16 protein-coding genes are annotated in these 19958 nt (G+C 61.3%); 2 read left to right on the forward strand and 14 right to left on the reverse strand.

The genetic code is table 11. The annotated features are described in order from the left end of the window. The first annotated feature begins 145 nt into the window (after positions 1-145). A complete protein-coding gene (locus AC5SSZ_RS12715; RefSeq protein WP_065331502.1) occupies positions 146-1261 on the forward strand; it encodes a tyrosine-type recombinase/integrase in 1116 nt (371 codons plus the stop codon). 12 nt (positions 1262-1273) lie between these two features. Here AC5SSZ_RS12715 and repC read toward each other — a convergent pair whose 3' ends face one another. From repC to AC5SSZ_RS12735, 4 genes are all read right to left on the reverse strand, one after another. Then, positions 1274-2554 (reverse strand): plasmid replication protein RepC, encoded by a 1281-nt coding sequence (repC, locus tag AC5SSZ_RS12720; RefSeq protein WP_065331503.1) that lies wholly within the window; start codon positions 2552-2554, stop codon positions 1274-1276. Between the two features lie 220 nt (positions 2555-2774). Then, positions 2775-3791, reverse strand: coding sequence for a ParB N-terminal domain-containing protein (locus AC5SSZ_RS12725; RefSeq protein ID WP_065331504.1), 1017 nt, complete (start codon positions 3789-3791; stop codon positions 2775-2777). Further along, on the reverse strand, positions 3788-5146 hold the full coding sequence (locus tag AC5SSZ_RS12730; protein WP_197922756.1) for a ParA family protein: 1359 nt from the start codon (positions 5144-5146) through the stop codon (positions 3788-3790). Before AC5SSZ_RS12730 ends, AC5SSZ_RS12725 begins: the two co-directional genes overlap by 4 nt. Positions 5147-5357: 211 nt before the next feature. Further along, positions 5358-5696 (reverse strand): DUF736 domain-containing protein, encoded by a 339-nt coding sequence (locus AC5SSZ_RS12735; protein WP_017470241.1) that lies wholly within the window; start codon positions 5694-5696, stop codon positions 5358-5360. A gap of 599 nt (positions 5697-6295) precedes the next feature. Between AC5SSZ_RS12735 and AC5SSZ_RS12740 the strand changes: the two genes are divergently transcribed. Continuing rightward, positions 6296-6631, forward strand: coding sequence for a hypothetical protein (locus AC5SSZ_RS12740; RefSeq protein WP_370001438.1), 336 nt, complete (start codon positions 6296-6298; stop codon positions 6629-6631). 121 nt (positions 6632-6752) lie between these two features. Here the strand turns inward: AC5SSZ_RS12740 and AC5SSZ_RS12745 are convergent, their stop codons facing one another. The 10 genes from AC5SSZ_RS12745 to AC5SSZ_RS12790 all read right to left on the reverse strand — a co-directional run bounded on the left by AC5SSZ_RS12745 (position 6753) and on the right by AC5SSZ_RS12790 (position 19890). Further along, positions 6753-7664: a DUF2493 domain-containing protein gene (locus tag AC5SSZ_RS12745; RefSeq protein WP_370001436.1), complete on the reverse strand. Its 912-nt coding sequence runs from the start codon at positions 7662-7664 to the stop codon at positions 6753-6755. 298 nt (positions 7665-7962) lie between these two features. Further along, positions 7963-9009 carry a DUF7146 domain-containing protein gene (locus AC5SSZ_RS12750; RefSeq protein ID WP_370001434.1) on the reverse strand — a complete coding sequence of 349 codons (1047 nt, stop codon included), beginning with the start codon at positions 9007-9009 and terminating at the stop codon, positions 7963-7965. Continuing rightward, entirely contained in the window at positions 9006-13403 is a 4398-nt protein-coding gene (locus AC5SSZ_RS12755) for a strawberry notch-like NTP hydrolase domain-containing protein (RefSeq protein WP_495438352.1), read from the reverse strand. The genes AC5SSZ_RS12750 and AC5SSZ_RS12755 overlap by 4 nt, the downstream gene beginning before the upstream one ends. 516 nt (positions 13404-13919) lie before the next feature. Next, complete coding sequence (locus AC5SSZ_RS12760; RefSeq protein ID WP_495438353.1) at positions 13920-14555, reverse strand: hypothetical protein; 636 nt, start codon at positions 14553-14555, stop codon at positions 13920-13922. Between the two features lie 105 nt (positions 14556-14660). Next, the gene (locus tag AC5SSZ_RS12765; RefSeq protein ID WP_481692770.1) at positions 14661-15137 is read right to left on the reverse strand and encodes a DUF6915 family protein; all 477 of its coding nucleotides are present in this window, start codon (positions 15135-15137) and stop codon (positions 14661-14663) included. Between the two features lies 1 nt (position 15138). Further along, positions 15139-15522 (reverse strand): DUF6878 family protein, encoded by a 384-nt coding sequence (locus AC5SSZ_RS12770; RefSeq protein ID WP_481692769.1) that lies wholly within the window; start codon positions 15520-15522, stop codon positions 15139-15141. 76 nt (positions 15523-15598) lie between these two features. Then, positions 15599-15895 carry a hypothetical protein gene (locus AC5SSZ_RS12775; RefSeq protein ID WP_481692768.1) on the reverse strand — a complete coding sequence of 99 codons (297 nt, stop codon included), beginning with the start codon at positions 15893-15895 and terminating at the stop codon, positions 15599-15601. A gap of 117 nt (positions 15896-16012) precedes the next feature. Further along, entirely contained in the window at positions 16013-16393 is a 381-nt protein-coding gene (locus AC5SSZ_RS12780) for a DUF3768 domain-containing protein (RefSeq protein WP_481692767.1), read from the reverse strand. Between the two features lie 126 nt (positions 16394-16519). Further along, entirely contained in the window at positions 16520-18691 is a 2172-nt protein-coding gene (locus AC5SSZ_RS12785) for a ParB N-terminal domain-containing protein (RefSeq protein WP_495438354.1), read from the reverse strand. Between the two features lie 119 nt (positions 18692-18810). Further along, positions 18811-19890, reverse strand: a complete 1080-nt coding sequence (locus AC5SSZ_RS12790; RefSeq protein WP_188678896.1) for a tyrosine-type recombinase/integrase — start codon at positions 19888-19890, stop codon at positions 18811-18813. Positions 19891-19958: the final 68 nt, after the last annotated feature.

The raw sequence follows: 19958 nt of genomic DNA on the forward strand, positions 1-19958 counted from the left end.
TATCAGCGCGGCGCTTTCTACCAGAAAATAGCACATAAACCGCCCCACCTTGTCGCTCGCAGTCATGTCCAATAAGTTTGCATTATCGGACACAAAAAGTTATGCTGGGAAGCAGTTCAATTTCACCGCCGGATTCACTGGAAAGATGCCCTCAGAGACCGAGAAATCAACGTCAGCGCCCTCTGATGAGCTGAATGATGCTCGCGTCGACGAGAGAGATCAAGAGGAAAGCGATGACATCGCCCTGCCCTCCCATGTCGCCGGTTCCGGCACACTGGATCGCCTGGTCGACACCGCCCGTGACTACGCGCGCGCCGCGGCCTCGGACAATACGTTGAAGGCCTATGCGAAGGATTGGGCGCATTTCGCGCGCTGGTGCCGGATGAAGGGTGCGGACCCGCTGCCACCATCACCGGAAATGATCGGTCTCTACCTCGCGGATCTGGCCTCCGGGTCGGGCTCCTCCCTTTCGCAGGCGGCGTCCCGCCCCCTGTCCGTCTCGACCATCGACCGCCGCCTGTCAGGCCTCGCTTGGAACTACACGCAACGGGGGTTCACTCTCGATCGCAAGAACCGTCACATCGCCACGGTGCTGGCCGGGATCAAGCGTAAGCACGCGCGACCGCAGGTGCAGAAGGAAGCAATCCTGGCGGAAGACATCCTCGCAATGGTCGCCACCCTGCCCTATGATCTGCGCGGGCTGCGAGATCGGGCAATCCTTCTTCTGGGATACGCCGGAGGCTTGCGCCGCTCGGAAATCGTCAGCCTGGACGTGCACAAAGACGATACGCCCGACAGTGGCGGTTGGGTCGAGATTATGGAGAAAGGTGCCCTCCTGAGCCTCAATGCCAAAACCGGTTGGCGCGAAGTCGAGATCGGTCGCGGCTCGAAGGATCAGACCTGCCCCGTGCACGCGCTCCAGCAATGGCTGCACTTTGCCAAGATCGATTTCGGTCCGGTCTTCGTTGGCACCTCACGCGATGGCAAGCGCGCCCTCGATGCCCGGCTCAACGACAAGCATGTCGCCCGCCTGATCAAGCGCACGGTCCTGGACGCCGGCATCCGGTCCGAGCTGCCCGAGAAAGAACGACTGGCGCTGTTCTCAGGTCACTCGCTGCGTGCCGGCCTCGCTAGTTCAGCGGAGGTCGACGAACGCTATGTCCAGAAGCAGCTCGGTCATGCCTCGGCCGAGATGACTCGCCGCTACCAGCGCCGACGCGACCGGTTCCGAGTGAATCTGACCAAGGCCGCCGGTCTCTGACCCCCTGCCCCATCACGCAGCCTGACCGCTGAGCCTGCCATAGAAGCTGCGCTCGAGATGCAACTCCCCTGCCCCGGCCTTTTCGACCATGCCGCGCAGATAGCCGCCCGGCGAGGAAACCTCGCCCGCGCAATGCTTCTCGAAGACAAGCGCCAGAGCCGCTGTCGCCACCTGCTTGCCCAGCCGGTCCTGCGCCACGTTCCAGGCATGCTGGGAGACCCCGATCATCGGCCTGAGTTGCCCTGCAACCCGGTGCAGATCGCCCCAATCCTTGAGGAACCCACCCATATTGCGGGCCCATGACGCGAATTCGGGACAAGCTTGCATGACAGTGGGCAAATCCAGCGCAGCGCGCTTCTTGCGCACTTCGGCAACCCATTCTTCCAGCTCCCTATCAACCTGATCTTCAGGCTGAGCATTGGGCACCACGGCCGCGACTTCCTCATTTTCTGAGGAATTACAGATTACAGGATTAAGTTGGGTTGTAATTAGTATATGGGGGCCGGAAATGACCTCCCTGGGGTTCATTTCTTGAGTCTTTTCGGAAGCTTGTTCCCTGGTTTCATTCATGTTTTCCACAGGCTCGACGACCTCGGTTGCCTTGAGATAGGCAGCCTCCACACGCTTCTGGAGCTCCTTGAACCAGCCCAGCAGCCGTGCAAGCTGCTCGGACGCTTCATGGCGGCGCGGAAGCCGGCCCAGAAGCTCCTCGAAGAGCCCCGTGAACTGCGTCCAGGGCCCGCGCAGCGCGCTGCTGACGGCCGCCTCGATCCGCGCGCGGATCATCCGGCGTGCCACGGTGATCTGACGCTTCAGGCGCTGGCAGAGCTCGCGTTCAGCCTGCAACTCGGCATGAAGCTCCTCGAATTCCTCGACACGCGCCGACAGCGGCGACAGATCGAAGCCATAGGCCTCGACGATACGCCCCTCGGCGTCCCTGCGGCCCCACCGCTTGCCGTTCGGACTGTCCTGAAAGGAAATCACACCGATCTCGGCTAGACGCCGTGCATGGCGCTTGAGCGCGGAGAGCGAGAACCCGGTCTGCTCCATCAGGTAGGCGTTCGACGCCCAGACGATAGGGCGTTGCCCCTCCTCCCAGTCTTGGGCCTGCGTAAAGGCCCCGAGCGTATCGAGGAGCATCATGTCGCCGGCCTTGAGGCCAATGTAGGCCCCTACCCGCTTCACGGCGACGAACGCCCGTGTTTTGGGTATAGCTACCTGTTCACCGGCTTGGGCAAGCTGCTCTGCAATGCCAAGACCCGGTGTCGGCTTGCGCCAACCTGTATGTTTCATGCCTGTTTCTCACCTCCAGTTATGTGGAGGCAAAAGAAAGCCGTTCGCTCAGAAGCGTTCGTCGTTGACAGTGATTCGAGAGAGACTTATCTTCAAGGCGACCAAACCAATAAGATCAGCTCTCAGGCCCTCAGCTTGGGGGCTTTTCTTTTGCCTTTAGATCACATTCTTCCTTCTTGCTCGTTGCCTCAATGTATGGAGATGCACCGGTATTCAGGCTTTAGCCCGTCGGTGGAACCTCCTTATTCTTTGCCAAGAAGTCCGCAATCAGATCGCTCAACTCCTCAAGCTTCTCTTGGCTCAGCGGTACGCTTGCGGCTTTGATCGAGAGATTGCCGTTCGCTGACGTGAGCGAGAGATTACGACCCCCTACCTTGCGCTTGGCGGTGATTTTCTGAGCAGACTTTCTGACTTGCTTCTTCGGCTTGCCCTCAAGGCTGGCCAGCGCTTTTTGCAGATCCTGGAAGCTCATGTCGTAAGCGTTCTTGAACGCGTTCAAGATTTGATCTCGAGCCCCGAAAACTGCGCGAGCCCGCGACACGATACTCTCGTGGACACCAATACGCGCAGCAAACGCCACCGCGGTCGTCTTCTCACCAGATTCACGAAGCGTCTCGTACATCTCTCCGATAGCCAGTAGGCGCTCGAAAGCGCCAAGGTTTTCCCGTTCCTCGTTTTCCCGGAAACGAAGAAACAGCATCTCGAACTGCGCGTTCTCCGCGCCTCGCTTATCAGGGGACGCCAAGATGGCTCTTAGCTTAAGCCCCAAGGTCTTCGCCGCAGCATGACGACGTCTGCCGGTCAGCATGATAAAGCGAGCATCCGCGACGTCAGTCGGGTTCAACGGGTCAGGCTTCCAATTCGGATCCTCTGGCCAAACAAGGATGGGCGTGTCTTGGCCGTTGATTTCGATGCTCTTTAGTAGCGTTTGAAAGGCCTCTTGTGCCAGCCAGTCATCACGACGATCTGAACCTAACGGATCCTCCACTTTTTCCGGTGAAATCTGAAGCTCGTGACGGCCGTTCAAAATGTCTTCGACGAGCTGCGCACGACCCTGCTCTACCGCTGCCTGCGATTGGGCAAGTGCGCCGGCCTTCCATGCACTACCCGCTCCCTTGAAAGCTGCAGTAGTAGAAGGCGGTGCAGTGTCGACCTTTGCCTCGTCGTCATTGCCACTCGGCTCAGCTGATTGGTTCAAAGCTTTCGAAACCAGCGACCTCGGGATAGTTCGCTTCATGCTGCGGTCTCCCCGTCATCGTCATCATAGAACGTGTCCATCCAGGCATTCGCATAACCACGTTCGAGGCCTGGCCACAGACGGCTGACGATTGCATCGTTCACCGCGTCTGCGTTCTCGATAAATCTGTTGATACCTTTTCGCTTGCCAGGCGTGTCAGGCTCATATTCGTAGACCGACTGATAAACGTCCGAAGCGTTCGAAATCGCGTCTGACCGAAGATAGAACACGGGCAAGATCTCCGTGGGGCAGTGCTCGAGAAGATTGCCGATGTGATTGAGATCTTGACCGTTGGAACGCTGCACAATGGTTGGCAGAAGCATGTTGGCACCCGAGCCAATATCGATACGCTCATGTGCTAGGATGTGCTGCAGCATACCTAGCAGGCCGGTGACAAAGGTCGACAGCGTCGCGATGTCGAACCCCTTCATGGTCTGAGGAATGACGAGGGATGAAGAAGCTATCACATTGTTGAGCTGGAAAAGCGTCAGCGCCGGTTGATAATCAATGATGATGCAATCCAGCGTTTCGTTCAGCGCATGCTCAAGTCGGACAGGATCGACCTTACCATCCGTAGCAAGTTCATTGGGAGCTGTTGCCGGAGGGTGCGCTTCTTTCCAGCGATCAATCGCGTCCCGAAGGTAGCGGTAGAAACTCTTCCCTGCAGGAGCTTCGCGAACCAAGCGGGCGATCTGAATTTCGCCCTCAGAGGTCTCTCCGTGCGCTGGAACCAATCGAAGCCCCGGCCAAGAAGTCTTCAAAAAGAAGCTATCCAGCGTCTCCGCAGAGTGATCCGTGTACGGCGCCTCCTCAGACTGGAAGAGGCCCGCGAAGTCCACCATCGATGGCGTTTCTTCAGTAGGCATTTGAGACAACCCCTCACCGCCTACAAAGTAAAGTGTGATCGTGCTCTGCGGGTCCGCATCCATCACGCCAACGCGCATTCCGTAGTGTAGGCTTAGGTACTGTGCGAAATGTGCAGCGCTAAGGCTCTTGGCAGTTCCGCCCTTTTGGCTGGCAAATGAAATGACTGGAAGCGGATCGCCAGGCTTGCGCCACGCAAGATAGTCAAAAGGACGCTTTGCAGACGCCGCCATCAAAGCGCGCATATGCATCAGTTCATGAAGGTTGAAGACACGCTCGCGTCCAACGTACTCACCCTTTGGAAAGTCTTCGTTGCCATTCGCGAACTTGGTCAAATATTGAATGCTGACGTTCAAGAAGCGAGCGCACTGTCGCATCGACCATGTGCGCTTGATACGATGGCGCAGCGTCAACTCTTTGTTGACGGCGACCATTGTGCGCTCCAGACCTCGTGACAGGTCGGTCAAAAACTGTTCTAGACTTCCGCTCATATCGCTGCCCCGACTTCGGTTGATTCCGAGTTCGACTCGTTTCGCCACTCATAGTAGCACTATTATGGGCGCAATTGGAAGATACCACGCGCCTACCTGAATTCAGGAGTATGATTAGAGGCGGTGAGGCGCAAAACGATCTAATCTTGAACGCGTTCAAGATCGACTTGCGGTTGCTGGGCCCGAACGATGTCGGGCCCAATTCTTCAGATCACGCGGCGTCTTTCGGCCCCCAGGGGATGACGGCCTGCAGGGACAGATCGTCCTGGTTCGCGGCCTTGCCGAGGTTGGCGTTGAAGCCGTGGTCGCGGATGGTCAGCGTGTAGTAGTCAGCTCCCGTCTCCTTGTTCTGCTTCTTCCAGATGCCGCCGCACTCGACCAGCTTGCCGCGCGGGGAGCGGCCGAGGACGCGGTGCGTGGGAGCCATCGGGTTCGTGCTCGCGACGGGTTCGACCGTGATGTCGAGGTCGAAGGTCAGGGTCGAGATGGAGCCGACGCCCTTGGCGGTTTCGATGTCGGCGCTGGTGAATTTGATGCAGTTCGTGGTCATTGCTCTTCTCCTTGTTTGCGTTGCAATGATGGTCACCTTGCAGCTGGCCAAGGCCCGGCCACACCGAAGGCGAAGCGTGAGCTGGAGAGGGGCAGGCGCCGGTCTTTTTGCCTCGCGAGGAATGACCCGCAGGGTCAGGGGAAAAAGATCGGTGACAACCTTTGTGGAGGGGACGACAGCTGCGACCAGCATGTCATGCAACTCAGACATCGGGAGAAGTGCGGTGGCCATGAAGGAAGGTAGGGGAACTGCAGGCAGCCAAGAACGCCGAAGCGTGCCTTGCACTGTCACGCCTGATCTTTCGGTACACACCACGACCCGTCGCAACGCAACACCGGCCCGTGTTCAGTTCCTCGGTCGAGTCACCCAGGGGCCTCAAGCAGAAAGTGATCTGACAGGCTGGAAAAGATGAAATGCAAAGACGAAGACATGCGCATCTCTTTTCGACGACTTCAATCCCGGCCGCGTTGCGAACTTCGAGGATGTCCCGTATGGCATCGCGAAACCGAGCAACGACGCATACGACTCGGAAGATCAGGTAAAAGCTCGGGCCCGCTCCAATCCTGTTGCGTGTCGGCATATGTGAAGAGGGAAAGCCGTTGGACGGCGCAACACCGAATGTGGTCACCGAAGATGGCCTGCGCGATCTGCTCTCAGATAGCTACCTCATCGAGGTGATCTGCAACCAGACTGCCGAGAAGCGCCATAACAGTTGGTCTGGCTCTTGGGTCGTGCACGCAGTAGCGGAGGATGGCCAGGATTCGAGAATGCTTGTCACAAGCCGCAGCGTCTTCAAATTGCGCGAGTTCAAGACGATCGTCGGATTGGTCAGTTTCCTGGCCGACATGGGGTGCCTTTCGGCGAACATCCCGCTGATCGCGGGACGACGAGAGCGTCACGAGGCTTCAGGACGTCCCGCGATTGCGACCAGCTAGAAATACTCATCCACACACTCAGCAGTCTGCCGGACCAAATCCCGCAGAACTGCGCACTTCTGCGAACTCATAGAGCGAACCGCATAAGGTGCTCTGACTGATGTCATTGTAGAACCGGGGCCTAAGCCCCGATCCTCTTAATGCGGATCCCGAGCTTGCGGGCCTTGTCGACGATGTTCTCGGTGATGCCCGAACCGGGGGTGGCGATCAGACCCTGCGGCATGGTCTCGAGCATCTTGTCGTTGCGCTTGAAAGGAGCGGCCTTGCCGTGGCTCTTCCAGTCGGGCTTGAAGACCACCTGGGCGACGCCCCGTGTATCTGCCCAGCGGGCCGCAATTATCTCGGCGCCTTTGGGCGTGCCGCCGTGCAGGAGCACCATGTCCGGGTATTTCGCATGGGTGGCGTCTAGGACGGACCAGATCAGATCGTAGGCGTGATAATCCCCGCCCGAGAAGGCTATCCGCGTGCCTTCGGGGCAATGGACCTCGGTCTCTTTGCGGCGCTTGGCCGAGAGATAGGCCCGGCTGTCCACCACGGCGGAGGTGAGACCGCGATGTGAGACCTTGGATCCGGTGCGGGGTAGCCAAGGCGAGCCAGTGGCGGCCGAGAAGTGGTCCACGGCCAGATCGCGCATCTGCTCGAAGGCATCGCGATGGTCCCAGAGCTTGAGCCCGATCATCTGGAGGCGCTCGAGCTCGACCGAGGCGACCTCTGAGCCGTCCTGGATGGCCAGACTTTCCCGGACCTCGAATTCGTTGTCGTCGAGAAGTTTCTGGATATGGGAGAGGCGGCGATGGAAGATCGAGGTGAGGGACCAGAGCATCTCTTCGAGATTGTCTTCCAACTGGCTGCCGGTGAGGAGGCCGATGGTGGTGTCAAAGAGCGTCGCCATGGCGAGCTCGACCTCGTCGGGCTGGGGCAGGGGGCGATGATCAGTCTCGCCGGCCCCGGGCGTTGCGCCATGAAGTGCAAGGTGGTCGAGGATGGCGGAGGTCACGCCGGTCTCCTCTTGGATGTCTGTCTGATGGGGCATTGTCTGGTTCCTCTGTTTGATCTGACCCGATTTGGATGGGGCGATATGAGGACCAGCGGCGACCGGGCCGCATCCGTCAGGATCGGAGCGCAGCGGAGAATGCGCCGCGGGCCGGAAAATTGGTCCCGCGAGGAATGGCCCGAAGGGGCAGGGGAATTTTCCGGGTAGCGGCGCATTGCTGCCCGGGCGAGGGGCGCTCAGCCCCGACCCGCCGGTCCATCGCTCCCAATATCCAAACGGGATCAGATCGAACCCGCGGAACCTTTGCCCTTTCGGACTTCGCTGAGGAAGTTGGCGGTCACCCGTCCTCGATTTCCAGACCTTGTGCTTTCATGGCCTCTATCAGCGACCGGCGCAGCGCATCCTTGCCGAATGCCCGCAGATCGTCGTTGAAATCACCCATGTTTGGCACGAGATCACCACAGGTAATTTCACGCGATTCCAGTTGCTTACGCAGTATTATTGATGCGTTACATCCGGCTTCGTCATTGTCCCACGCGATCCAGATACGCTTGATCCCCGGCGGCGGGATGAAGAGGCCGAGATGGGTGGCGGTGAGACAGGAGGCGAGATCGAACTCGGGGAGAGCCGTACCGACCGAGAGGGTATTCTCGAGACCTTCGCCGACGATGAGATCGCAGCGCGTGGTCCCGGACCAGAAACGGATGGCATGGCCGTGCAGCTGCCCGAGGATCCGTTTCGGGCTCTCGATTTCGGCCAAACCACCGGTGGACGGGTCGAGATAGAAGCGTGCGCATCCGGTGACCTGGCCCCGATTATCGGTGATCTTCGCGAGCAGGGCAGGGGCCCGTCGCGGCGGATCGGCGTCGTCCTCGCCCCGTCGCAGGAAGACCCGCGGGTGATAACGGAGGGCAGGTCCAAGCCGTGTGATCCCGCGCCCCTGCAGATAGGTGGCTGCTAATGTGCCGAGAACCGGCTTGCCTGCGGCGAAGAGTTTTCGCGCCCGCGCGATGCGTTTGGCGGAGGCTGTATCAGGGCACTCCGCCTTTCGAGGTTCACGAGGCATGGCAGGGCAGGGGAAAACGCCCAAAAAGGACCGGGCCTCCCTCAGCGTTTCCTTGAGCGTGACCGACCCGAGCCGTTCCTGCAGCAGGTCGATCAGATCGCCATACTCACCGGTCGCGAAATCCTGCCAGGACCCGGCTTTGCGCCCACCTTGCGCCTGCAGTCGGATCGCGAGACTCTGCCCCTTTGCGCCAGAGGTGTCGCCAACCTGCCAGTAATTGCCCTGCTTGCGCCCCTCGGGGAAATACTGGCGGCAGAAACTCTCGGCCCGGTCTGCCAGATCGGCCGAGAGGTCCGCAATACTGCGCCGCGCGTTCATGCTGCGGCATCCGCGGCGCTGCCACCAACCGGATGTTCGGCGAGTACACGCGCCAGCACATCGATGCCATCCACCGGGATGAACACCCGCGTTTTCCACTGGATCACCTCGGTGAAACAGCCCATCGCTTTCAAACCGGGCAAGGCCGAACCCGACGCGCCGATCAATTCGAGCCTTGGCTGTCTCATGACCAGCGACCGGCGCAGCTGGTAGCCGCCAAGCAGGCTCAGGGTCGTTCGCGCCTCCATCACCGCGGCGAAGACCTCCTGTGGCGTCATCTCGATCAGACAATCGAGCCCAAGCCGTGCGTAGACGTTCAGGAGTTGCTCCTGGCTGACCAAACGACCGATGGCGCGCTCCCCGTCCTCGGTCTGCAGGCGATAGATGCGCATGTTATCGGCGGGCAGCCGGTCCCAGATCGGCAGGAGCAACCCACAGATCAGCGTGATCTTGGAGGTGGTGAACTCCGGCACCGCCTCGACCTCGGCCTGCCAGAGCTGTTCGAACATCGCATCATCGATCTCCTCCCAGTGTGATTTCGAAAACTCGGAAAGCGCGAGGATCTCGGTCGCCATGGGCCGCAGCAGTTTTACCCGCAGGATCGGCACGCCGTCTTCGTCCATGAAGGCTGGCGCCTTCACCATCAGGGCCGCGCGTTTGGAGGAGGTGTTCCAGCACAGCGTCGCGCCCTTCGTATCTGCGCAGATCTGTTTGACCCGGGGCAGGGTGAGCGGATCGTTGCGATCGGTCCGCTCGACGGTCAGGGCGGTCGCCGTCGCCCCCGTCGCCTCGTGCTCGAAGATGACCTTGCGGTCGGCAATTTCGAATTTCTCGGCGCGCAGGGTTTCGAGACCGACATCGAGCGTGCCCGCCTGGCGCGCATCTTCGATGATGGCCGAGAGGAACCCGCCGAAGGCCTCGAAGATCGCATCCTGCATGTCGATCCGGAGCGCCAAGCAGCGGTTCAGGAACTGCTGGATCGGCGGCAGGTTTTCTTTCATGGTGCCATCCGCCTCATCGAGCGTCAGCCCGGTCATTTCCTGAAACATTGCGTAGGAACAGGCCTCGATCTTGCCTGCGCGCAGCTTGTAGAAGAACTGCCGCAGCGCCGCCCGTGCGTAAGGGCTCTCGAGGTTGTCCTCTGCGCGGAACATGTTCTGCCCGCCGGTCTCGCGTTGGCCTTTCGTGATCGCCCCGAGCGTGTCGAGGCGGCGCGCGATGGTGGAGAGAAACCGCTTCTCACCCTTCACATTGGTCGCCACGGGGCGAAAGAGCGGCGGCTGCGCCTGGTTGGTGCGATTGGTGCGCCCGAGCCCCTGGATCGCATTGTCGGCCTTCCAGCCGGGCTCAAGCAGGTAATGCACCCGGAGGCGCTGGTTCTTCGCGCCAAGGTCAGCGTGATAGCTGCGCCCGGTGCCACCCGCATCGGAGAAGACCAGGATGCGCTTGGCATCATCCATGAAGGCTTGCGTTTCACCAAGGTTGGAAGAAGCAGGGCGGTTCTCGACCTTGAGCCGACCCTCGGGCGTCTTCACGATGCGCCGCTTGCGCCCGGTGACCTCGGCGACCGCATTGCCCCCGAAATGCCAAAGGATCTGGTCGAGCGCGCCTTGCACCGGGGCGAGGGCACCAAGATGCTCGACAAGTTCATCCCGCCGCCGCTCCGCCTCGCGGCAGATGATCGGGTTGCCGTCGCCATCAAGCGCCGGGCGCGAGCGCAGATCGCCGTTCTCGTCGGTGTAGGGCTCGAAAAGCTGCGTCGGAAAGCTATGCATCAGGTAGTCCATGATGTTCTCCCTCGGCGTAAAATCGACCTGAAGATCATCCCACTCGGAGGGCGGGATATCCTCGAGGCGGCGTTCCATCACCGCTTCGCTGGTCGAGACCACCTGGATCACCGCCGAATGACCCGCTGCCAGATCTGCCTCGATGGCGCGGATCAGGGACGGGCATTTCATGGCGGTGATGAGATGGTTGAAGAAACGCTGCTTGTTGCTCTCGAAGGCCGAGCGCGCGGCAGATTTCGCCTGAGGGTTCAGCGTACCGGTCTCGGAGGAAATGCCCGAGGCCTGAAGGGCGGCTTCAAGGTTGTTGTGGATGACCTGATAGGCATCGGCATAGCTGTCGTAGATCGCGATCTGGGCGGGCGTCAGCTCATGCACCAGCATCTCGTATTCGACTCCGGCATAGGAGAGGGACCGCGCGAGATAGAGACCGAGCGCCTTCAGGTCGCGCGAGATCATCTCCATGGCCGCAATGCCCCCGGCCTCCATCGCGGCGACAAAATCGGCCCGCGTCACGAAGGGAAAATCCCCGGTGCCCCAAAGCCCTAGACGCGAAGCATAGGCGAGATTGCCGACGACCGTCGCGCCGGTGGCCGAGACGTAGAGCACGCGCGCATCAGGAACCGCGTTCTGCAGTGCAAGGCCCGCGAGTCCTTGTTGGGACGCCTTCTTGTCGCCGCGGTCCGACTTTTCGCCCGCGGCATTTGCCATGGCATGGCTCTCGTCGAAGGCAATGACCCCGTCGAACCCTTTCCCGAGCCAGGACGTCACCTGGTCGAGGCGAGAGGCCTTGCCCTCGCGTTCTGCCGAACGCAGCGTGGCATAGGTGACGAAAAGGATGCCTTCGGGCAGACGGATGTCGCTCCCCTGGCGGAATTTCGAGAGCGGCACGATATCGCTCTCGCGCCCGCCGAGCGCCATCCAGTCGCGCCGGGCATCTTCGATAAGCTTGTCGCTCTTGGAGACCCAGACCGCCCGGCGACGCCCCTTCAGCCAATTGTCGAGTATGATGCCGGCCACCTGCCGTCCCTTGCCACAACCCGTGCCATCGCCCAGGAACCAGCCCTTGCGGAGGCGAAAAGCGCCTTCGTCGCCCTCTACCGCTGCCATCAGCTGGCCTTCGATCTCGCCACGCTTGAACCAGCCCTTGAGATGCGTCTCATGCGCATTGCCCGCATAGATGACACTTTCGAGCTGCGGTGCGGAGAGAAGGCCGTCCGCCACAAGGCTCTTCGGAAGGAGCGGGCGATAGGTCGGCACAGGCGGCGGGACCGATCCCATGGCCGCAGATTGGACAAGCGCGGTCGGATGCACCGCCGCGCCATTTATCCGGATCGCCTGAAGGTCATAGGCCTCATAGACCGTGTCCTGCAGCGTGCCGTCGGGTTCGCTCCAGGCTTTCGGAAGATAATCGAGCGGAGCCGTCTCGATGTCGTCGAAGGGATGTTTCGCGCGTTCTTCAGCGAGGGCACGGGTTTCCTGGCGGGCGGCATTGCGCAGGGCGTGGAGGTTGGTGCGGGTCGGCTGAGACGGGACCGACAGGGCCGATGTGGTGGGGCAGGGCGGGGGGCTGCGGCGCTCCGGGCAGTTAGTCAGAACTGACGCGAGGAGATCGGCCGTTGTTGCGCAGATCGGATGATAGTTGCTCTCGACGTCGACCGGCGCGGTCGCTTCAGCGCCAGCCGCGCGCTTGTCGATTACCGTGAGCCGCGTGTTGATCGTGGTGCCATGACGCGCAAAGACCTTGCCGTCGATCGCGGCGGAAAACACGACATCGGCGCCATGTGCGATCCGCTGAAACGTCGGTTGAAAGCTGCTCAAAGAGGGGCGGAAACTTTCGCCCGTAATGACGACAAGGCGCCCACCCGGCGCGAGGCGCGCCAGCGCGGACAGAACATGCTGGCTGGTGGCCTGCCGGAACTTACCCTCGACATGGTTGGCCGCGGAGAAAGGCGGGTTCATCACGATGACCGAGGGCACGATGGACCGGTCGAGGCGGTCGTCGATCGATGCGGCATCGTGGCCTGATACGGCGGCATCGGGGAAAACTTGTCCCAGCAGGGCGCGGCGGGTTTCCGCGAGTTCATTCAGCGCCAGGCGAGCGCCTGCAATCCGGGCGAAAATCGCCAACAGGCCTGTGCCGGCCGAGGGCTCGAGCAACAGGTCGTCATCCCGAAACCCCGCCGCCTGTGCGACGATGGCGGCGAGCGGCAAAGGCGTTGAGAATTGCTGCAGACGGACACTGTCTTCGGAGCGCCGTGTGTGGGACGGTGCCAGACCGGCGAGGCGTTCGATCATGGAGAGGAAGGCCTGCGGCGAGGGTGCCTGTCGCTGCATCAACGCGCCGTAGCGCGAGAGCATCAGGATCTGGGCGATCTCGGCGGCCTCGTAGGCATCCTTCCAGACCCAGGCACCGCTGGCGTCGCTGGCGCCGAAGGTATCTTCCATCGCGGCGCGCAGCGCGGCAGCGTCGATGGACCTGCCGGCCTCGAACAGGGGGACGAGGGTTCTCGCAGCCTGGATCAGGTTGTGGGCGAAGCGCGAAGCATCAGGCAGGGCAGGGGCCTCGGCGTCGGTTGCAAGGGGGGTGGAATGGGGGTGAGCGTTCATCGGCAATCTCCGGGGTTGAGGGTTGGCCCCAAGCCCCGTGCGCACTCTCTCACCCGGGAGGGGTCACCCCTCCCGCCCTGCCTTTCGCTCTTTTATGGCTTTGAAGATCTCCGCCTTAGCCTCGGAAAGTTATCCCCAGAATCTGGGGATGGGGCTGTGGGCGCTGTCGCGGAAGTCCTTGTCAGCTTGAAGCTATATCGGTGCGCCCAAGTTTTGGGCAAGGTGCGACCTCGGCATCCAACTAGTGGGCACCTCATTGACCGAACGGCGACCGACAAACCGTGGACAACCTTCAGAAAGAGCTCTGAAAAAGAAAGAGGCGGCATCCGGGAGGAAGTGGATGCCGCCGTTTAGCTTGGATCGGCTCAGGGAGGAGGAGAGAACCGATCACATTCCAAACATAGTGGTCATGCTGCGACCGCACAATAGCCGGGCCATGATATTTCTGCATTGCAGCAATGCGAAGCCGATTGGGATTCCCGCAATAAAGGGAGCGTATGCCACCTGTGCCGGTTCCTAAGGGTGAGCCCGCTCTTGAGCGGCAGCGGACTCGCGTGTTTGACTCGGCAATGGTGCTGGCAACGCTCGGCGCGCCTCGAGCAGACAGTCCAACTCATAGTCGCCGACAAACCCCCAGCAGGCGTCGACCTCCTCACCGTCCTGCTCAATGACGTAGCCATAGACCCGGCCGCCAAGATAGGCGTCGTAGCTGACAATTTCCGCGCGCAGGATGTCTGCCGCCTTTTCGCGCAGAGCCTTGGTGACGCGTTTCGCACCGAACTCCGTCCGGACCGCCTCAAGCTTCACATATACATAGCCGACCTGCCCGGAATCCCACGGGCAGTGGAACCCGATGGTGTTCATGGCGAGGCCTGAATGATCGTAGAGAAACACGGGCAGCAGCACGGATTTGCGGTCGGCGCGGTCGCGCAGCCGATCCAGCGAGAGGTCGCTCTGATGCGAAACATCGGCAAGATCGCGCAGGAACGCCTCGGGGCTTTCGAACTGATGGCTGTCACCCAGCCGATAGCGCCGATGCCAGCAGATGAGCGTGCCGAGGTTGGACCACTCCCGTGGGCTTTCAGCATCCGGGTCATGGTAGATCTTGATGGTGTGGCCTTGGTAGGCCTCCTCATAGACGGGGTCTTGCATATCGATTTCCTTTCTTGAAACGCAATCGACCCGCCTGGCCAGTTAAGGCGCAGGCGGGTCGATTTGGACGTGGTCAGATGGTTGACGAGTTTGCTGACCGGCGGATCAGGCGGCGACGCGGTTCTGACGATGCTGGACGTGCTCGACAGATACTTTGAGCAGCCAATTTTCAAACCCAAGAATTGTCTGGTGATTGACCACCGCCTCGATCCAGACCGCGCGTGGATCGCTGCCGATCTGCGCCGGATCGTTGTCGATCCGGCCATTGGCCATCCACGGCTCCGGCTGAATGCGACCGAGCCAATCCGCAAGCGACGGGATCCGCCCCTGGCAGTCTTCGCGCACATGCTGCTCGCCGATCCAGCGGATCGGGACGACCCGGCCCGCGCTGTTGGTCAGGCTGTGGCCAAACAACCGCTCAGCCTCGAAGATCCCGAGCGTGTGGTGCCGATGTGCGCGATGGGTAAAGATCGCGAGGTGTTCCTTGGACGCATCGAACCAGTCATGCACATGCCGATAATCATCTGGAACACCGCCAAACTTTCGGGCCGAGCTTTCGGCGTGGTGGAGGGGATGTGCCATGTCAAAGCCCCTCGTGTTCGGTGGTGTTGGTCTCAATATAGCGGTTCGAGTGGCTGACATCGATCTTGTCCGCCTCTAGCGACCAGGTCATTTCGCCGTAGCCGCCCTCGTTGTTCTCGAAACCGGGGCTCAGCGCATAGGCAAAATCCCATCCGAAATCTTCGACCCGGCACCGCAACTCCTCGGTCAGGGTGATCGTGTCTGGGGTCACGACGACATCCTCGACATTGCCGGAATCGCCGTAGCCTTCGTATTGCACCTCGATGCTCCTCACGCCGAGGGCGCGCAGCTCGGAGAGAAGCGCCGCACGGGTCTCGACCCGCTGCTCGGCAGCACGTCTCTGAGTTTCGAGCATTTGCGCGTAGAAATCAGTCGCGTGTGTCATGTCTTTGGTCCTTTGGAATTGGAAGAGGGGAGGGCGACCGTTACGCGAGGCCGCCCCGGAGTTTCCTTTGGGGGCTTCAAGCCGCAGCGTCGCCGCGGGCTTCAGCTGTCCGATCAACCAGGTTGAAATAGAGGTTCTCGGTCGCACGCTTGAACCCCGGCGGTTTGCGTGGGGCGAGGCAGCGCACCGAAGCGCTGCAGCTCTCGCCATGCTCCATCGCGAACTGCGTCACCTGGTCGATCAGGTCATCCATGCCCGCGGCCTGGATGCGCCTTTCGGGGTAGCTCGCCATCATCTGGAACTGGGTGACGACGAAGGCCCCATCACGATGCGCGGGATAGAGGGTGATCTGGTAGTCGAGTGTCTTGGCCATCTCTGGTCTCCTGCGGCGGGTGGGGCACGGGCGTCGCGCCCCTTCAAAACCCGCCAGCCCGAAAGGACCGCCCTTTGTGCAAGGGCGATCCGTGGCGATGTCGGTGAAAAAGGGGCGTCAGTATTCCGACGGGAGAAGCAGGGTCAGCACGCGACGCGTCTGCGCGGGATCGGAGGGCTCGGGCGAGCCATAGGTGTAATCGACGTCATACAAGTCGAGCTTGAACCAGACTGTCGTACCATCGAATTCGATGACACCCATTTCGTGCCATCCCTGCGGATCACTGTCGGCATTGAACCCGTCGAACGTGGCGACGCGGCGGGTCAATTCCAGTTGGGCGTCGGGCCCAAGCGCCGCAACGCCGCGTGTCATCACGAACTGGCCCAGCGGGGCATCGGTGACAGGGGCAGTGCCAAGAATGGAATGGCGAAATGCGTCATTCTGGGCGGCGATCAGTGCAGCTTCACGCACAGGCTCTAGGTCAAGGGTGGTGGTCATGGGATATCTCCGGGACGGGCCAGCCGATCCGGTATCGGCTGTAGGCAACCCGCCAGGCGGAAAGGGCCGCCCTCGATGTGAGGACGGCCCAGAGCTCAGGTCAGGTTCAGATCGGTATTCGGCTCGTCAGGCCGCATCCCCGCTGAGGAAGGCGGGCAAGGACGACGGTTCTTCGCTCTCCGCCTCGGCCGGAGCGTCTGCGGCGGGCACGTCGCCTTCCTCGGCCTCGAGCGCATCGTTAACCATGTCGGCACCGGCCTCCGTGGCACCGACAAACACCATACCCTCTGGCAACCAGCGCGTCGTCTTTGCAACCGTTGCGGCGTCGAAACCTTCCGTCTCGCCGGCCGTTTCCGCAAAAGCCCGCTCCATAGCGGCTGCGATATCGCCCTTACGCTCACGATTGCGGTCCTCGGCGTAGTCGTCACCGATCAGCTTGCGCGCCGTGGTCACTGCATGACCCTTGTTGACCCGCCCCCAGTAATTCTGAGCGGTCGGGCGCCAGCAGGCCGCCACATCGACGTCAAGCCGCGCGCCGATCTCTTCGATGATCGGAGAGGGGCGATTGTCGGAGGAGAGCTGCGGCTTGACCGCTAAACCCGTCGCCCAGGCGAAAAGCGCCTGCTTGTCGGCAACGGGTAGCGCTGACATCGCCCGGAAGTCCTCAGGCTTCTCCAGCGTCATCCAGTCCGTGGCAAGGTCCTGTTCCAACGCCTCGAGCATCTTTTGGGCGACAGTATCCGCGTGCAGCACCTCACGGTTTTGCGCCTGGAAAGGACGGATCGAGATTTCGAGCGCCTCGTTGTTGTAGGACCGCCCCAAAGCCTGCTCACAGAGAGCGTAGAGCATCGCATCGAACGCCACCTCGAAATCCGCCGCCAGATGCGCCCGCAGGATGTGCTGACGCGTGGCACGCAGATCGTCTGCGAGGCTTGCAGAAATCCCATCCGCCTTGCGCAAAGTCGCGGCCGGGTCGGAGCTCGGTACCGGCGTCGAGGATGTCGGCGGCGTTACCTGCGGCCGGGCAGGGGAGGGGGCATCACCCGCATCTGCAATGACCTCGTCGGACTCGGGCGCTGCTGGAATATCCTCGGGACGCACCAGGCCTTTCTCGACCCGAAGCGCCCCGTCATGACCGATGGTCAGAACGACTCCGGCGATGGTGCGATCTGCGTCTGCGTAGGGCTGCCGTTCGCGCTGCAGGGCCTCGATCTCGCGCAGGCGCGGCTCGATGGCGTAATATTCTTCGGTTTCGGCATCGGTCCAATCCTCACCGTCATTCTGCGCCGCCAGTTCTTCCTCGCGCGCAATGAGGCGTTCCTCTTCGGCGAGCAGGTCCGGATCGGGGTCGATATCCTGCGGATAGACCCGCCCGAAACTGCGAAACGCGCCGTAGTCCACCGAGAGATGCACCTCGACCCATTTCCAAGCCGCCTCGAAAGGTTTGGCCGCAGCTTGCAGCTTCTCGATGGCGAGACGCTCGAGGAGCTCGGGGTTTTCCATGTGGGCGCTGGCACGATCATCGAAGAGGTCGCGCAACATAACCCCGCCCGCCGCCTCATAGGCCTCGATGCCGACAAAGCGCCCGAGGGCAGAGTTCGCCGAATGCGCCGTCTCAGTGAGCTGGCGTTTGATGCTCTGCGGATGGATGTGATAGCCGCCCTTCACCGCGTTCCAGACCGCCAGTTGGCGATCATGGTCGTCGGTCAGCGTAAAGGCCATCACGCATTCGAGGGTCAGGTTGCCCGCGCGGAACTGCTCGATGATTTCGGGCGCGACACGGGCGAGTTTCAATCGACGGCGCACCAGGTCCATGGAGACGCCGAACTTCAGCGCGATTTCGTCCTCGCTGCGGCCTTTAGCGATCATCTTGTCGAAAGCCTCGAACTGGTCCGCCGGGTGCATCGCAGCACGCTGGAGGTTTTCCGTTGCGGAGGTGAGGACGGCGCTGTGCTCGTCCTCGACGAGGCAGGGCACGGGATGATCTGCGGGGATCACACCGTCCTCGGCGAGTTGTTTCAGCGCCTTGAGGCGACGACCGCCCGCATCGACGGCAAAACGTGTCTCAGACAAAGCATGAACCACCAGGTTCTGTTTGATGCCTGTCTCGCGGATGCTGGCGAGGAGTTCGGCATCGTCGCTGGCGCTGGCGGCCACCTTGCGGACATTGAGCGGGCTCGGCTCAAGCTGGTCGAGCGGGATCATTCGGATGTCGGCGGCGCCGTCAGGCGCGGCCAATCCGGATGCTTCGGCCGTCTTCGCGGTGGCGGGTTTGGAGCGCGTTGTGGTCTTGGCCATGGTCAGGGTCCTTGTCACGCCGGACCCGGATGAGCCTCTCTCTATCCTTTCAAGCCCGGCACCCGGGCTTCCCTTTCTCTGGCTTTTTTCAATTGCGGATCACGTCACCAATCGACCATTTAGTCGAGAAGCTCGCTCGCCGGGTTCTCAGCGACGTCGACATCGTCGTAATACTTCTGCGCCTGTGCCGGCGAGCGATGTAGAGAAAGCCGCATCGCGGCGGGCAGGGGAGTACCGGCAAGGGCTGCCTGGGTCAGGAAGCCAGAGCGGAGCCCGTGTGGGGATGCAAAATCCCTGTCGATTCCGGCGGTCTCCAACAACCGTTTGACGATCTGATTTACCGATGCGTCCGACAACCGCTTCTGCCCCAGGGCTCCAGTCCGGGTGATCCGTCGAAACAATGGTCCTTTTTCGATCTCGGCCGCATCAATCCAGGCGACGAGCGCCCGGGCAGCGCGGCCCTTGAGCACGAGTTTCGGGGTGCTTCCTGCATCTGTCGTCTTGGTCCCGGGCAGCTGGATCCAGACGACACCCGTGGCGTCAAAGGTTTCCAGATCAATGTCGCGGCGATTGAGACTGACGATCTCAGAACGGCGGCGGCCGCCCGACGCCCAACCCAGCAACAGAATTGCGCGATCACGAATGCCGCGAAGTCCGGGACCTGCTGCCTCGGCGAGTTGCAACAACAAATCTCTCGTGATCGGATGAGCCGATTTCGGGGCAGGGGGCCTTGCCGCGGCTTTGCGCGCCTTCGCGCGAGCCTGTCGCACCAGCGGCGCTTCAAAGGGTGATGCGAGATTTCGCATCCGGTGAAACGCCCGCCAAGACGCGATGCGTCTATCCAGCGTCGAGGGAGCGGGGCAGGCGAGGCTCTTGCGCAGTCCTATGGCAATCAGCGCTCGCGCAACCTCACCGGCCTTCCGTGCATCGTTGCTCAGATCGCGACTGTGATCGAGGATGAAGCGCAGCGCGACATCTTCGCTTTCGGGCCATGCCAACGCCGGTTCATCAGCAAAGCGCATTTTCTTCCAGGCCGAGAGATAGATCAGATCCCGCTCATAGGCCCTCCTTGTGTTTTCGGGTGTGCCGCGCGCGTAAAGATCGTTGAGCGCCTCGCGGTCCTCGGCATCGAGACGCGGAGCCCGATAGGGCAGGGGGCTCTCCCTCGTCGCGCTGAGTAATTTTGACCGTGGTTTCATGCGCTGAGGGTGACGAGAATGGTCGTTTCTGTCAACATACGATAATTGTATCTTATCGTATCTTACAT

Source organism: Phaeobacter sp. CC-HEC084, assembly GCF_059429255.1.

Coding starts and splice junctions, on each gene's coding strand:
- AC5SSZ_RS12715 (WP_065331502.1), top strand. CDS start 146: ATGCCCTCAGAGACCGAGAAATCAACGTCAGCGCCCTCTGATGAGCTG.
- repC (WP_065331503.1), bottom strand. CDS start 2,554: ATGAAACATACAGGTTGGCGCAAGCCGACACCGGGTCTTGGCATTGCA.
- AC5SSZ_RS12725 (WP_065331504.1), bottom strand. CDS start 3,791: ATGAAGCGAACTATCCCGAGGTCGCTGGTTTCGAAAGCTTTGAACCAA.
- AC5SSZ_RS12730 (WP_197922756.1), bottom strand. CDS start 5,146: ATGAGCGGAAGTCTAGAACAGTTTTTGACCGACCTGTCACGAGGTCTG.
- AC5SSZ_RS12735 (WP_017470241.1), bottom strand. CDS start 5,696: ATGACCACGAACTGCATCAAATTCACCAGCGCCGACATCGAAACCGCC.
- AC5SSZ_RS12745 (WP_370001436.1), bottom strand. CDS start 7,664: ATGCCCCATCAGACAGACATCCAAGAGGAGACCGGCGTGACCTCCGCC.
- AC5SSZ_RS12750 (WP_370001434.1), bottom strand. CDS start 9,009: ATGAACGCGCGGCGCAGTATTGCGGACCTCTCGGCCGATCTGGCAGAC.
- AC5SSZ_RS12755 (WP_495438352.1), bottom strand. CDS start 13,403: ATGAACGCTCACCCCCATTCCACCCCCCTTGCAACCGACGCCGAGGCC.
- AC5SSZ_RS12760 (WP_495438353.1), bottom strand. CDS start 14,555: ATGCAAGACCCCGTCTATGAGGAGGCCTACCAAGGCCACACCATCAAG.
- AC5SSZ_RS12765 (WP_481692770.1), bottom strand. CDS start 15,137: ATGGCACATCCCCTCCACCACGCCGAAAGCTCGGCCCGAAAGTTTGGC.
- AC5SSZ_RS12770 (WP_481692769.1), bottom strand. CDS start 15,522: ATGACACACGCGACTGATTTCTACGCGCAAATGCTCGAAACTCAGAGA.
- AC5SSZ_RS12775 (WP_481692768.1), bottom strand. CDS start 15,895: ATGGCCAAGACACTCGACTACCAGATCACCCTCTATCCCGCGCATCGT.
- AC5SSZ_RS12780 (WP_481692767.1), bottom strand. CDS start 16,393: ATGACCACCACCCTTGACCTAGAGCCTGTGCGTGAAGCTGCACTGATC.
- AC5SSZ_RS12785 (WP_495438354.1), bottom strand. CDS start 18,691: ATGGCCAAGACCACAACGCGCTCCAAACCCGCCACCGCGAAGACGGCC.
- AC5SSZ_RS12790 (WP_188678896.1), bottom strand. CDS start 19,890: ATGAAACCACGGTCAAAATTACTCAGCGCGACGAGGGAGAGCCCCCTG.